The organism is Sphingomonas lacusdianchii (assembly GCF_022664395.1).
Taxonomy (GTDB): Bacteria; Pseudomonadota; Alphaproteobacteria; order Sphingomonadales; family Sphingomonadaceae; genus Sphingomonas; species Sphingomonas lacusdianchii.
Genome location: NZ_JAKRET010000001.1, coordinates 1 through 14,041 on the forward strand (window position 1 = coordinate 1; position 14,041 = coordinate 14,041).

Below are 14,041 nucleotides of genomic sequence, written 5' to 3' on the forward strand. Positions count from 1 at the left end.
GACGCAGATCGCGGTCTCCTTCATCGACACATCTAGGCCAACATAGCAGGTCATCTTCCGTCCTCCTCTTCAGGGGACGACAGGCTATCCCAACGAGCACCGCTCCTGATTACGCCATGTGGTTCACCGACCAGCCGGCCGCATGCAACAGCGCGGTCACCCGGCGATAGCCGTAGCGCCCATACTGCTTGGCCAGGGCGATGATATCCTCGGTCAGCGCTTCTTCGTGATCTGCCCCGCACGGCACCTTGCGCTGCGTCGACCGGTGCTGCCCGAGCACGCGGCACACCCGCCGCTCGGATACGTCCAGCACCCCCCGGACTTGGTCGATGCAACGCCGGCGCCGGGCGGGGCTCAGAAGTTTCCCTTGGCTGCCTCCTGCAGGATCAGCTTGTCGAGCGTCAGGTCCGAAATCGCACGCCGCAGCCGGGCGTTCTCCTTCTCCAGGTCCTTCATCCGCCGCGCCTGATCCGTCTTCAGGCCGCCATATTCCTTGCGCCAGCGATAGTAGGTCTGCTCGCTGACCGCGATCCGCCGGCAGGCCTCCGCGGTCGTGCCGCCCTGGCCCAGCATGATCTCCACCTCACGCAGCTTGCCGATGATCTCCTCCGGCTTGTGCTTCTTCGCTGGCATTCGTCGTCCCTTCCTTGATCCAGACTGTCATAGTCGATGGACCACTCAGAAGGGGGCAGCTCAACCCCAACGAGCCCTTCTATTACCGCCCCACTTCGTACGCCACGGGTGGGGCGGACTGGACCAGCGTTCCAAACCCCGGATGGTCCATCAACGATCAGGTCGATCTTGCGGTCGCCCATGCCCAGACGCTTCCGAACGGTCGCCAAAAGGTGGTTTGGTACAGCGGTGGTCGAAACGGCATGACTGTCGCGTCGACCTATATCAAACGCGAACTCGCGAACCTTGATAAGCTGGTTGCAGTAGCTGACCTGGTCATCGTTCCCGGTCTTTGGAAGCGCGACTTTTCGGCCGCGGACGGATGGCAGAAGGGCGGGTCCAACCGGGCCTACACCGATCAGATAAACGCGAGCTTTCCTGCGCAGCTCGCGGCACGATACGGCAGCAAGGTCATCTACGTCCCGCTTCAGGCGATCATGAGCGACGGGACCGCGGACGAAAATCCGAAGCCGGAATTCCTTTGCGACGGTCAGACGCACTATTCGAACCTTGGCGCACAGGCATGCGCCGCGGCCGTCTACGATGCGATCAAGGATAGGTTCGTCGGTCATGTCGATACCGGTAACCTGATTTCCGTTGCGGGCAATACGGGCACGGTCAGCAACGGTGTGACCGGCACGGCACCTGCAGGATTCAGCATCACCAAGGATCCGACGGTCTCGGTCGCTGCGAGCATCCCGGCCGCTGGGTCCGTGGCTTTGGCCCTGACCACTGCCGTAACGCAGGCCACCGTCGCCGAGGGCGCAACCATCACCGGGCCGACGGCAACGCTGGCAAATGCCGGCAACTACCGCGCGAGGATGCACGTTCGGATCGAGCCGACATCGGCTCGCGTCGTCGTTGGTGGCGGGCTGCTCGAGACGACCGCCGGCGCAACGCCACAGCGGGCGGTCGGCATGTTTGCGTGCCGTGCCAACGCCTATGCCGCCGTCAACATCACGACGACGGCTTCGGCGTCGATCGATACCCTAGACGCCACGAACGGCCTCGATCTGTATATCGACACCCCGGACATGGCGGTCGGTGCCAATGCGACCGTCGTCCCCTATGTGACGATCGCTGCCGATCAGGGCGCCGTCCTCACGATCAATATGATCGCCTCGGAATGGTCGGTGGTTCGCGGCGCAGACTCGCTGCCGACCTTCGGCTTCCGCTACGCTGGCATCACCAAGCCCGAAGGAAACGCGGGCAGCACCACCGTCTATGGGTTCGAGGTGATCCGTTCGACGGGTGCTGGTACCGTGACGATCCCGTACACCTTCAACGCCGGCACGACCGACGCGGCGGATTATCTGGGCGGGCTTTTACCGTCGAGCGGCAGCCTGACCTTCGCCGAAGGCGAAACCAGCAAGCTGATCAACATCACGGTGGTCGGCGACAACGTCGAGGAGAGCGCGGAAACCTTCACCATCACCCTGAGCAACCCGGCGAGATACAACTCCAACGGCAGTGTCGTCGGGACGGGCATCATCGTGAACGACGATGGGCTGCAAACTTTCGCTTATCGGGACAACTGGACGGAAACTTCGGCGGTCTCGATTACCGCCCACACCTCGAACAGCGGCCACACCTATTCCAAGGTCGGTACGTACGACATGACCATCTCACCGGGGAACAACCGGGTCCGATGGAATGCCGGTACCGGCTATGTCCGCTCCTCCTATGCCCCGGCAAACGCCAACTATGACCTGAAGGTCATTATCCGCTGCGTCCGTCTCCGGGCTGCCGGCATTGCGCTTCGCATGGGCACGGACGGAGGCTGCGTTACGGTGGGCTATTCGGCGAACGGTGCCTCATGGTCGTGCAACGATCGCCGAGGCGACAATCAGCTGACCGGGTACACTGGCGGTTCGGCGGTCACGATCGAGCTTCTCCGCTGGTACGAAATGGTCATCAAGGTCCGCGGTAATACGTTCGAGCAGTGGATCGACGGGGTGCAGGTGTCCCCGACGCACACGTTCCGGACGAATTACGGCACCAACACCGGTTTCGCCAACATCACCGCCTATTCGAGCAATGGCTCGGAAGGTTGGGAGTACGGCGAAATCTCGGTCACCGAGTACGCTGCCTGAGCCTACATGGGTTCGCAGATCTGGCAGGTGCCCTCGCCGTCGAAGTGATCGGTGCCCCCGCATACGGGGCATCGATCCTTCGTTTCGGGTTCGTCCGGAAACAATGCCACCAGTCGGGCATCCAGCGCGGCCACGCCACGCTGCCAGTGCTGCACGAGCATGCGCAGCACGCCCGCCCACCGACGTCCATACCCTTCGCTGACCACGATCATCCCCGATTTTCGGGCGCCCCCCGGCAGCCCCAACTTCGACGATTCCCCCAAAATTGTCGCCCGATCAACAACCCATCCAGAATGGAGCAGTCTATGACCACGACGATTATCGCGAAGCATGGCAAAACGCCGAAACTCGCAGCGGGTCAGCTGATAAAGTTCCCGGCCGCGCTCAATACTTTGCAAGGCGACTGGGATGACGAGAAACAAAAGTATGCGTATAAGTGGGGCACCCGCGTGTGCTTCCTTGCCGGCATCGAACGGCTCTATCTGGTCGAAGGAACGACCTATAGTGCAGAGGCACCGGTGACCGCGCAGCCGCCGGCGACCGAATCGGCGACGGGAACGAAAGTCCACACCGGCACCTTCACCACCGACGCCGGCGGGCTCGAGGCCTTCCTGCTGACCGACTTCTACACCTTGGGCGTCGGCAAGCGCGGCAGCCTCGGCACCGCCGGCCCGCTGCCCGCCGGCATCCCGACCGATCGCGATCGTGGTTTCCTGCGCGCCGCGCTCTTCTGCCACGCGACGATGCCGCTGATGGGCGACGCGATCATGTACGGTCGATCGGTCGAGGGCTTCGTCGTCGCGCACCGCGTCGCCGGCAAGAAGGTGCAGTCGGCCTCGGCGCTGCTGACCGGCTATACCCAGATCGCCGGCGCGGTCTCGGCCGAGCCGGACGCAGTGCGCTTCATCGGCGCCACGCCCGACGCCATCGGGGTCGACCAGTGCATCTCGATCGACGGCAAGCGGATCCTGATCGATGTCGGCCTGACCAACCGGACCGGTGCCGAGCTGGTCGACCTGCGCTACATGCGCCTGATCGACTTCGACCAGCCCGGCGCGTTCGAGACCGTCAACGAGGTCGTGGAGCGCGGCCGGGCACGGGCGACGATGGCGGGCGACACGGTGCTGACGGTCGGCAGCGACGATCCACGCGCGACGATCGGGCTGGCGGTCGCCGTCCCGCCGACGCTCGATCCCTATGCGATCAAGGCGCTGCCGGTGGGCACGAAGCGCAAGGGCGATGACTCGATCCACGTCTGCTTCGATATCGGCACGCTGGCGATCGGCGCGTCGACGCGCCTGCGGATCGTGATCGACGGATCCGCGATCGCCTCTTGAGGCACCCTGCCCGGCAGGGCATACCGATCGCGCTGGTTCGAACCTAACCGTTAGGATCAGCCCGCGCGCGCGGTCTCAGGCTAACCGGCTTTGCCGGGTGGCCTGCGGAATAAAAGACCTTCGGGGAATACGTAGGGCGCAGTCGCCTGAGCTGCGCGGTTAGCCACCCGGTACCGGTGGTGCCGCGGTCGCGATCAGCCAGCGTATCCCCGAAGGCCACCCAACAGCGACACCAGCGCGGCCTGACCGACGTGCTTCTCGAGGAAGAAGCTGAACTTGACCGATCTGCCCAACGCATGCCCGCCGGCGCCCTATCTCGGCGGCAAGCGCAACCTTGCCAAGCGCCTCTGCACCATCATCGAGACCATTCCCCACAAGGCGTATATCGAGCCGTTCGTCGGCATGGGCGGTATCTTCCTGCGCCGCGCCCGGCCGGCGCCGATCGAGGTCATCAATGACCTGTCGGGCGACGTCGCCAATCTCTTCCGGATCGTGCGCCGGCATTACGAACCGTTCGTCGACGAGATGGCCTTTCTCTTCGCCGGCCGGGCCGATTCCGATCGGATGCGCGCTGTCGATCCGGCGACGCTGACCGACATCGAGCGTGCCGTGCAATTTCTGTATCTCCAGCGGCTCAGCTTCGGCGGGAAGGTCGTCGGCCGGACGTTCGGCGTGAAACGCGCGGGGGCATCGCGCTTCAACCAAGCGCGGCTCCGCGCGGACCTGCGGCGGCTGAGCGGGCGGCTCGCGCCGGTGACGATCGAGCAGCTCGATGCGGTGGAGCTGATCGGCCGTTACGACAGCCGGGACGCGCTCTTCTACCTCGATCCGCCCTATCATGAGACCACCGGGTACGGGCTGGACTTCGGCCCGGACCAGTATCGCGCGCTGGCCGAACGACTGGACACGATCGCCGGCGGTTTCCTCATGTCGATCAACGACACGCCGCTGATCCGCGAGATTTTCGGCCGGTTCGCGATCGAGGAAGTCGCGACGACGTGGACGGTCTCGGGGCATGCCACTCGGGCGGGAACGAAGGTGACCGAGCTGATCATCCGCAACCACCCCCGCTAGGTGCGGGTATGGCGCGGGTATCGCGGGTTTGCGCAAGTTCGCAGACTGGCGGTTTTCCGCGCCCTCTGCGATGCCGGCGGCGGAGCGGATGTCCGCCGCGGCGTTCGTGCTTTCGAGTACGAACCGCGCGATCGCGTTCTTGATCGCGGCCTGTGAAGGCCCCCCGGTTCGCACGAAAATCCTGCGAAATCCTCACCCTGTGTTCTTGACCGACATTTGATCGGAGATCCCATGCTGACCAACGCTGCGGTGCGATCCGCGCGGCCGAAGCCGTGCGCCTACAAGCTGTCCGATGGGCAGGGCCTTCACCTGTATGTCGCGCCGACCGGCCTCAAATCATGGCGCGTTCGATTCCGCGTCGCCGGCCGCGAGCAGCTGCTGACGATCGGCCAGTTTCCCGACGTCGACCTGACGGCGGCGCGCGAGGCGGCTGCAGCAGCGCGGGACGCGCTGCGCGCCGGGCGAGATCCGCGCGAAGAGCGCGCAGCGCGTGTCGAGGTCGACCGGACCTTCGCCACCGTTGCCCGCGCGTGGCACGCGCACTGGCGGTCGAACTGGACCGACGTGCATGCGAACGACGTCATCACCAGCCTCGAGCGCGACGTCTTCCCGGCGATCGGCACGATCGACGTCGACGATATCGGCGCCGGCGACATTCGCGACCTGCTGCGTGCCGTCGAGGCGCGCGGCGCGATCGAGACCGCGAAGCGGCTGCGCCAGCGCATCAGCAAGGTGTTCGGGTACGCGATCGCCAACGAGCTGGCCGAGGTCGACCCGTCGGTCGCGGTCCGTCACGCGCTGTCGGCCGCGCCGATCGCCGGCGAGCAACTGGCGTTGGTGACGCTCGACGACGCGCGCGAGCTGCTGGCCGCGTCGACCGCCGCCGGCGGCCCGGCGATCGTCGATCTCGCTTCTCGATTCTTGGCGCTGACCGCGGTCCGGCAGGGGACGCTGCGCGGCATGCAATGGGCCGAGGTCGAGGGCCTCGACTGGACCGGTAATGCAATCGGTCCGGCCGCGCCGGTGTGGCGCGTGCCGGCGGCGCGCATGAAGCTGGCGAAGGCGAAGAAGGGCGACGCCCGGTTCGATCACCTCGTTCCGCTGTCGCGTCAGGCCGTCGAGATCCTGCGCATCGTCCGCGCGTTCGGCATTGATGCCGATCTCGTCTTCGGCCGCCTGTCGGAGAGCGCGATCGGCGCGCTGTATCGGAAGGCCGGCTTCGCTGGTCGGCATGTGCCGCACGGTTGGCGCGCCACCTTCTCTACCATCCTGAACGAGCGGTTCCCGACCGAGCGCGTGACGATCGATCGCGCGCTCGGCCACGCGGGGAAGAAGGAGGCGGACGTCAACGTGAAGGTCGAGGGCGCCTATAATCGGTCGAAGCAGATTCGCGCCCGCCGCCGGTTGATGCAGATCTGGGCCGATCTCCTGTTCCCCGTCGCCTGACCTGTCCACGAAGGGGGCGGGCGGCTCTTTCGGCACGGTTCATGCTCGTCCCCGTCGCTAAGCCTTGGGGCGGCGCAGCCGCCCTGTCCCGCCGCGTCCGCTGGACGCGACGGTTCGTCTGCCGGGCGGTGGCAGGCGGGGACAAAACGCAAGGCGGGTCGGTTGGGCTGGGTGGTGCTGCCTATTGATGCGTGTCGCGGTAGCGACACCTTATGATCTTCATTCTGAGGGGGGAGACAGTCCATTATCCAGACTCGCGCTCGTTCCTCGATCGACGGCGGCTCCGAAGGCGGCAAGGGCGGCAGCGAGGTCGTTGTTCGCGGCAGGGCGGGGAGCAGGGCTTGGCGTAGGTCGGGGCGGTGTTGCGGTGCGCTGCTTTGCCCGCAGGACCATACGCGCCTTCGCGCGGGAGAGGAGCTGGTGGAAACGGTCGCGAACGTTCCGGCCGGCGCGGGACGCGATGCGCGCCTCGTCAACGAAATAGCTGTTGTTCGTCTGCTGGCGGACTGGACCGCACGGCATAGGGTTGCTGATCCGGATCGTGCGGCGGACCCAACCGATAAAGCCGTGCCGCTCGAGGCGCGCGAGCGCGTCGACGATCGTCTGCCGGACATAGCCGGTTGCCTTCATCAGCTGGCTGATGGCCGGATCGATCCGGCCGGTCTTAAACTCGTGCCAATGCTGTCGCAGCAGCGCTTCCAGCACGACGATGCCGGAGTCCTTCAGAGGCCGCGCCTTACCCTTGCTCCGTTCGAACAAGTCGAACTCGCGCGCGGTCTTCACCAGTGCGTCGACGTAGGCGTGCGTCGCTGCCTCGGTGCCGTCCGCCAACTGGCGTGAGACCTGCGCGCGGCTGTCGTGGACGTCATAGCTCTCGCGATGGACGGCGCGATCGCGTCCACGCTCGCGGCCTGCCAAGCGCGCGCCGGTTCTACGAATGAGCGCGCGGGTTGCGCGGGTTTGCTGAGCAGAATTGTATTGGGCACGCGACATCGCGCCGGCTCCCGGATCGGAAGTCGATGGGGCGCACGAATGCGGCGCCGGAAGCGGCTTCCGACGTCGCCAGACGTGTTCGGTTTTCGGGGCGGGGGCGCGTTGCTATGGCGGCGCGCGCGTCCGTGTTCTTGATTCTGGGGCTAGGGGGCCGCTCGCGGCCCGGCTCATCAAACTTTGAGCGTTCGAATCGCCCGGTTATGCTGGGAGCGTTCCTTCGCTACCACCGAAATGTCGAGGATCGGAAAGCGCAAGCCGTTGCGATGCTATGATTGGCGTCGCTGCGGCTTTTTCTGTGCCAAAATCGAACTGTTGCCACCTTCGTTCGTTAAGATTGAACAACGAAACCGGAGAGGCTCAGATAATGGTTACCATCAGTCAGCGTCGCCCGATGCTCGACGGGTCGCGCGATCGTCCACGCAATATGACGGGCCTGATCCTCTGCACGCTATTGGCGTTGCCGTTTTGGGGGGTGGTGCTCGCAGTCGTTCTCTAGGGCGGCCGTCGGCGTGGGTTGCGGTAGCCTGGGGACGACCCATGTTGCGTTCGAACGGCGCGTCTGATTAGACGGCGCAAAGGCTTCGAACGGAACTATTGCAATGTCTGTGACCCATCATACCCGCATGCTCGTCCTTGGCTCGGGACCAGCGGGATTGTCTGCCGCCATCTATGGCGCGCGCGCTGGTATGGAGCCGATCGTCGTGCAGGGCATTCAGCCCGGCGGTCAGTTGATGACCACGACCGACGTCGAAAACTATCCGGGCTTTCGCGATGTAGTGCAGGGCCCATGGCTGATGGGCGAGATGCAGGCGCAGGCCGAACATGTCGGCACGCGGATGATGTGGGACACGATCGTCGACGTCGATCTGACCCGCCGTCCGTTCCGGCTGACCGGTGACAGCGGCGACATCTACGAGGGCGACGTCCTGGTGATCGCGACGGGCGCGCAGGCGCGCTGGCTGGGATTGGATAGTGAGGAGTTGTTGAAGGGCAAGGGCGTGTCGGCCTGCGCCACCTGCGACGGGTTCTTCTATCGCGGTAAGAAGGTGGCAGTGATCGGTGGCGGCAACACCGCCGTCGAGGAGGCGCTGTACCTGACCAATCACAGCGACGACGTGACCATCGTCCATCGCCGCGACAGCTTCCGCGCCGAACGCATCCTGCAACAGCGGCTGTTCGCCAGCGACAAGATCAGCGTGCTGTGGAACAAGCAGGTCGAGCGTTTCGTCGGTGGTGGCGATCCCCACGGCCTCATCGGTATCGAATTGAAGGATACTGTTACCGGCGAGATCTCGATGCTGGATGTCGATGGCGGCTTCGTCGCGATCGGCCATCACCCGGCGACCGAGCTGTTTCGCGGCCATCTGGCGCTCGACGATGATGGCTATATCGCGGTCGAGACCGGATCGACCCGCACGAGCGTGCCCGGCGTATTCGCGTGCGGCGACGTGATGGACAAGGTTTATCGGCAGGCGGTGACAGCGGCCGGCACCGGCTGCATGGCCGCGCTCGACGCCGAACGCTTCCTGCAAGCCGCCGAGTTCGACGATCTGGCGGAAGCGGCGGAATAGCGCACCAGCGGGGGTGGTTCGTCACCCCCGCACTGTGCATCACACGCCCGCGTCGGTCAGCCGGGCCAGCTGGTCGGCAGACAGTTCGACCCGCCACGACCCGACCAGTTCCTCCAGTTGTGCGACGCTGGTCGCGCTGGCGATTGGTGCGGTTACGCCCTCCTGTGCGGCGAGCCACGCCAGCGCAAGCTGCGCCAGCGTCGCACCGGTTTCCTCGGCGACCGCGTCCATCGCCGCCAGCACCGCAGCGCCCTTACCCTCCAGCAATTCTGCCATGCCGGCCCCTCGCACGCTCTGCGACAGGTCGTCGGTCGAGCGATATTTGCCGGTCAGGAATCCGGAAGCGAGCCCGTAATAAGGCGCGACACCGATATTATGCTCGACGCAAAGATTCTGCAGTTCGCCTTCGTATCGGCGGCGGCTGACGAGGTTATATTCGGGTTGTAGCACGTGGAAGCGCGGCAGCCCTTCGGCGATGGCCAGATCGATCGCCGATTTCAGGCGCATCGCGCGAAAGTTGGAGGCACCGAGCACACGCACCTTCCCCGCGTCGATCAGCCGTCCGAACGCGACAAGATACTCGGCCTGCGGCACGTCCTCATCATCCTGATGCGCGTAATAGAGGTCGATGCGATCGGTGCCGAGCCGCACCAGCGACGCTTCCGCCGCCGCCGCGATCCGTGCCGGGGCCAGCTTCTCGCCGCCCTTGCCGGGTAACATGCCGACCTTCGTTGCGATCAGCACGCGGTCGCGTTTGCCCGAGTGTCGCAGCCATTCGCCGATGATCGTTTCGGACTCGCCGCCCTGATGGCCGTCGACCCATGCCGAATAGACGTCGGCGGTGTCGAGCATCGTGCCGCCCATATCGACAAAGGCGTCGAGGATGCGGAAGCTGAGCGCGCGATCGATCGTCCAGCCGAAGACGTTGCCGCCGAGGATCAGGGGCGGGGTGGCAAGATCGGTCGCACCCAGTGTTCGCATCGGCAAATCGGTCATCACGGTTCTTTCTGTTGGGGCGTCAGCACGTTGCCGTCGACGCTGTTGGCGTCAAGCATTGCCGCGGCATCGTTCAGCGCTGCGGCTTCGCTCTGGGTCACGCCGCCCGGCCCGGATGGTTCGTCATCGCCGCTACAGGCGGCAGGAAACAGGAGGGCTAAGGCAAGCAGTTGGCGCATCGATCGTCTCCCAACGAAAAAGGCCGCCCCCCGTTGCATCGGGGGGGCGGCCTGTCGCTTCTAACCGGTTCGGGTCAGCGCTGCATGTCGCGACCAGCCTTTTCCAGTTCCTGGCCCGCTTCGCGCTGCGCATTGTCGGCGGCGGCATCGGCCTTCGCGGCGCCGCGATCGATGGCCGCACCGGCGCGGTCGGTTGCGTTCTCGATCTTGTCGCCAGCGCGGTCGGTGGCATTCTCGGCGGCGCCCAGTGCGCGTTCGCCAGCGGTCTGTACGTCGTCGACGGCTTCGCCCATGGTCGCGTTCACGTCCGCGGCGACAGCGTCGGCGGCCTCGCCGGTTTCATTCTGCGCCTTCTGGCTGCATGCGCCGATCGAGAAAGCGGCAGCGGCGAGCGGCAGCAGGAGAATCTTCTTCATGTCGGTTACCCTTCCGTTATGATCGGCGGCCCAACGCACCAGCCCCCGGACAGTTTCCCTTGCGCAATGATGGTGCAGCACAGCGCGGCTATCGATTGACGTCATATAAAGATATCTTTATATGATGGTTCATGGTTCCGGCCCTCGATATCCTGCGCGCGGCGAGCGATGCTACCCGGTTGCGGGTGCTGATGCTGTTGCGGGCCATGGAATTGTCGGTCGGCGAACTGGCACAGGTGCTGGATCAGAGCCAGCCCCGCGTCAGCCGCCACGTCAAGATCCTGTGCGATGCCGGGCTGGCGGTGCGGCGCAAGGAAGGCAGCTGGGTCTTTGTCGCGCTCGGTGCGCCGACGCTGGTCGACCCGCTGCTCGTGGCGCTGGATGGTTGGATGCCGGCGGACGATGCGGTGACTGTCGCGGACCGGGCGCAACTGGCGGCGGTACGGGCGGACCGCACGGCGGCGGCGGCGGCATGGTTCGAGACGCATGCCGGGGAATGGGATGCGATCCGCTCGCTGCACATCGCCGAAGAACAGGTCGAGGCTGCGATGGCCGCGGCGCTCGGCGTCGACCCGATCGGGCTGTTGGTCGATATCGGGACCGGTACCGGACGGATGCTTGAACTGTTCGCTCCGCAGGCGACGCAGGCGATCGGCATCGACCGGTCGTCGGAGATGCTGCGACTGGCACGGGCGAAGCTGACCGAACAGGGGCTCGACCATGCCGAATTGCGGCAGGCCGATATTCACGCGCTGCCATTGGCCGCAGCGGTCGCCGATGCGGCGGTACTGCACCATGTGCTACACTTCGTACAGCATCCCGGTGCGGCGATCGAAGAGGCGGCGCGCGTTCTGCGACCCGGCGGGCGGCTGCTGATCTGCGATTTCGCGCCCCATGCGCGCGAGGAGTTGAGACAGCGCGATGCCCATGCGCGGCTCGGCTTTTCCGACGAACAGATGCTCGGATGGTTCGCCGATGCAGGGCTGGCACCGATATCGACCCAGACGCTGGGCGGCGGTGAATTGACGGTAAAACTATGGATGGCACGGCGGACGTTCGACGTGCGAGAGGTGAAGGCGGCATGACTCCTACCATTTCCGATCTTGAAGAGGCGCGGCGCGCACTCGATGCGCCGTTGTTCGCCGATCTGGCGGGCGACTGTGCGGTCAGCTTCGAATTTTTCCCGCCCAAGACCGAGAAGATGGAAGCCGCGCTATGGGAAACGGTGCGCGCGCTCGAGCCGCTGGCGCCGAAATTCGTGTCGGTGACCTATGGCGCGGGCGGATCGACGCGCGAGCGGACCCATGCCACCGTCGCCCGCATCGCGCGCGAGACGGCGATGCCCGCCGCCGCCCATCTGACCTGCGTCGAGGCGAGCCGCGCGGAGATCGATCAGGTCGCGCAGGAATATTGGGCAGCCGGCGTGCGGCATATCGTCGCATTGCGGGGCGATCCGCCGACCATGGGCCAGAAGTTTGTGGCGCATCCCGACGGCTATGCCAATGCCGCCGATCTGGTCGCGGGATTGCAGAAGCTGCACCCGTTCGAGATTTCGGTCGCCGCCTATCCCGAATGTCACCCGGATTCAGCGCATCAGGCCGCCGATCTCGACAATCTGAAGCGCAAGATCGACGCCGGGGCGACACGCGCGATCACGCAATTCTTCTTTACGCCCGAAGCGTTCTTCCGCTTCCGCGACGCGGCGGGCGCGGCGGGGATCACCGCCGATCTGGTGCCGGGCATCCTGCCGGTGTCGAATGTCGGGCAGGTGCGGAAGTTCGCCGGGCTGTGCGGTGCATCGATCCCGGCGTGGATGGATCGGCTGTTCGAGGGGCTCGACGATCATCCTGGTGCGCGGCAACTGGTCGCGGCGACCGTCGCCGCGGAAATGTGCCGCAAACTCTATGCCGGCGGCGTGCGCGACTTCCATTTCTATACGCTCAACCGCGCCGAACTATCCTACGCCATTTGCCACCTGCTGGGGCTGCGACCCAAGCCGACGCCGGTTGCGGCGGCGGCCTGATCCCCGAAGGTTCGAAGGAAGACCTATGACCTCCGCCCGCGAACGGCTGAACGCCGAAGCTGCCCAGCGCGTCCTCATCACCGATGGCGCGTTCGGTACCGAGATCCAGAACTGGAAATTGTCCGAAGCTGATTATGCCGGCAGCCTGACGCTTGGCCATGACCAGAAGGGTAATAACGACATTCTGGCGATCACCAAGCCCGAGGTGCCGGAGACGATCACCCGCGCCTATCTCGACGCCGGGTCGGATATCGTGTCGACCAATACGTTCAGCGCGAACCTCATCAGCCAGGCGGATTACGGCGCGGAGGCGCTGGTCGCCGACATCAACATCCAGAGCGCACGGATCGCACGGGCGTTGGCCGACGATTATGCGGCGCGCGACGGGCGGCCCCGGTTCGTCGCCGGGGCGATCGGGCCGACCAACAAGACGCTGTCGCTGTCGCCCGACGTCAACGATCCGGGCTATCGCGAGATCGATTTCGATTATCTGAAGAACGTGTATCGCGAACAGATCGACGCGCTGGTCGACGGTGGCATCGATTTCGTGCTGATCGAGACGGTGTTCGATACGCTGAATGCCAAGGCGGGCGTGATGGCGGCGATCGAGGCGGGGCAGGCGCTTGGCCGCGATCTGCCGATCATGTTGTCGATGACGCTGACCGACCTGTCGGGTCGCAACCTGTCGGGGCATACGGTCGAGGCGTTCTGGCATGCGATCCGCCATGCCAGGCCGGTGACGATCGGGCTGAATTGCTCGTTCGGGGCGGAGCAGCTGCGCCCGCATGTGAAGACGCTGTCGGATATCTGCGACACGCTCATCATGGTGTATCCGAATGCCGGACTGCCCAACGAACTGGGCGCCTATGACGAAGCGCCCGCGACGACTGCGGCGCTGGTCGGTGACTGGGCCGATCATGGACAGGTTAATGTACTGGGCGGCTGCTGCGGATCGACGCCTGCGCATATCAAGGCGATGGCCGAGCGGGTGAAGGGCGTCGCCCCGCGCAAGGTGCCGACCGTGCCGGTGCAGACGCGGCTCGCCGGGCTGGAGCCGTTCACGATGGCGGCGTAAGCGCCGCCCTCGGGAGAGGCCAGAGATCCTCCCCGGCACGGGGAGGGGACCATCCGCAGGATGGTGGAGGGGGGTCTCCGCCATCGCTACCGTTTCGTTTGTGGAGACCCCCCTCCACCAGCCGATGGCTGGTCCCCCTCCCCGCGGAGCGGGGAGGATTGGAACA

At 65.3% G+C, this 14,041-nt stretch carries 13 protein-coding genes and 1 pseudogene; 8 read left to right on the plus strand and 6 right to left on the minus strand.

Annotated elements, in window-relative coordinates:
- Positions 1-121: 121 nt before the first annotated feature.
- Positions 122-633: pseudogene (locus tag MF607_RS00005) on the minus strand (transposase); the annotation flags it as partial.
- A 14-nt stretch (positions 634-647) separates the two neighbouring features.
- Between MF607_RS00005 and MF607_RS00010 the strand changes: the two are divergent.
- Positions 648-2,765 carry a Calx-beta domain-containing protein gene (locus MF607_RS00010; protein WP_242115358.1) on the plus strand — a complete coding sequence of 706 codons (2,118 nt, stop codon included), beginning with the start codon at positions 648-650 and terminating at the stop codon, positions 2,763-2,765.
- Positions 2,766-2,767: 2 nt separating this feature from the next.
- On the opposite strand, the gene MF607_RS00015 is transcribed toward MF607_RS00010, so the two are convergent.
- Positions 2,768-2,977, minus strand: coding sequence for a hypothetical protein (locus tag MF607_RS00015; RefSeq protein WP_242115359.1), 210 nt, complete (start codon positions 2,975-2,977; stop codon positions 2,768-2,770).
- A gap of 93 nt (positions 2,978-3,070) precedes the next feature.
- Here MF607_RS00015 and MF607_RS00020 point away from each other — a divergent pair, with 93 nt between their 5' ends.
- The 3 genes from MF607_RS00020 (at position 3,071) to MF607_RS00030 (ending at position 6,622) form a co-directional block, all read left to right on the plus strand.
- The gene (locus MF607_RS00020) at positions 3,071-4,102 is read left to right on the plus strand and encodes a hypothetical protein (RefSeq protein WP_242115360.1); all 1,032 of its coding nucleotides are present in this window, start codon (positions 3,071-3,073) and stop codon (positions 4,100-4,102) included.
- 276 nt (positions 4,103-4,378) lie between these two features.
- Positions 4,379-5,176, plus strand: a complete 798-nt coding sequence (locus MF607_RS00025) for a DNA adenine methylase (RefSeq protein WP_242115361.1) — start codon at positions 4,379-4,381, stop codon at positions 5,174-5,176.
- Positions 5,177-5,407: 231 nt separating this feature from the next.
- On the plus strand, positions 5,408-6,622 hold the full coding sequence (locus MF607_RS00030) for a tyrosine-type recombinase/integrase (protein WP_242115362.1): 1,215 nt from the start codon (positions 5,408-5,410) through the stop codon (positions 6,620-6,622).
- 219 nt (positions 6,623-6,841) lie between these two features.
- On the opposite strand, the gene MF607_RS00035 is transcribed toward MF607_RS00030, so the two are convergent.
- Positions 6,842-7,615: a hypothetical protein gene (locus MF607_RS00035; RefSeq protein ID WP_242115363.1), complete on the minus strand. Its 774-nt coding sequence runs from the start codon at positions 7,613-7,615 to the stop codon at positions 6,842-6,844.
- Between the two features lie 599 nt (positions 7,616-8,214).
- On the opposite strand from MF607_RS00035, the gene trxB reads away from it, so the two are divergent.
- Positions 8,215-9,186 carry a thioredoxin-disulfide reductase gene (trxB, locus tag MF607_RS00040; RefSeq protein WP_242115364.1) on the plus strand — a complete coding sequence of 324 codons (972 nt, stop codon included), beginning with the start codon at positions 8,215-8,217 and terminating at the stop codon, positions 9,184-9,186.
- Positions 9,187-9,225: 39 nt separating this feature from the next.
- Here trxB and MF607_RS00045 read toward each other — a convergent pair whose 3' ends face one another.
- The 3 genes from MF607_RS00045 to MF607_RS00055 all read right to left on the minus strand — a co-directional run bounded on the left by MF607_RS00045 (position 9,226) and on the right by MF607_RS00055 (position 10,777).
- Complete coding sequence (locus tag MF607_RS00045) at positions 9,226-10,182, minus strand: aldo/keto reductase (protein ID WP_242115365.1); 957 nt, start codon at positions 10,180-10,182, stop codon at positions 9,226-9,228.
- On the minus strand, positions 10,182-10,361 hold the full coding sequence (locus MF607_RS00050; RefSeq protein ID WP_242115366.1) for a hypothetical protein: 180 nt from the start codon (positions 10,359-10,361) through the stop codon (positions 10,182-10,184). Before MF607_RS00050 ends, MF607_RS00045 begins: the two co-directional genes overlap by 1 nt.
- A 74-nt stretch (positions 10,362-10,435) precedes the next feature.
- Positions 10,436-10,777 (minus strand): hypothetical protein, encoded by a 342-nt coding sequence (locus MF607_RS00055; protein WP_242115367.1) that lies wholly within the window; start codon positions 10,775-10,777, stop codon positions 10,436-10,438.
- A 131-nt stretch (positions 10,778-10,908) separates the two neighbouring features.
- On the opposite strand from MF607_RS00055, the gene MF607_RS00060 reads away from it, so the two are divergent.
- Genes MF607_RS00060 through MF607_RS00070 form a run of 3 tightly spaced genes read left to right on the plus strand, consistent with a single transcriptional unit; the run spans position 10,909 to position 13,875 of the window.
- On the plus strand, positions 10,909-11,862 hold the full coding sequence (locus MF607_RS00060; RefSeq protein WP_242115368.1) for an ArsR/SmtB family transcription factor: 954 nt from the start codon (positions 10,909-10,911) through the stop codon (positions 11,860-11,862).
- A complete protein-coding gene (gene metF, locus MF607_RS00065; RefSeq protein WP_242115369.1) occupies positions 11,859-12,800 on the plus strand; it encodes a methylenetetrahydrofolate reductase [NAD(P)H] in 942 nt (313 codons plus the stop codon). Before MF607_RS00060 ends, metF begins: the two co-directional genes overlap by 4 nt.
- A 25-nt stretch (positions 12,801-12,825) precedes the next feature.
- Positions 12,826-13,875 carry a homocysteine S-methyltransferase family protein gene (locus MF607_RS00070; protein ID WP_242115370.1) on the plus strand — a complete coding sequence of 350 codons (1,050 nt, stop codon included), beginning with the start codon at positions 12,826-12,828 and terminating at the stop codon, positions 13,873-13,875.
- Positions 13,876-14,041 lie beyond the last annotated feature (166 nt).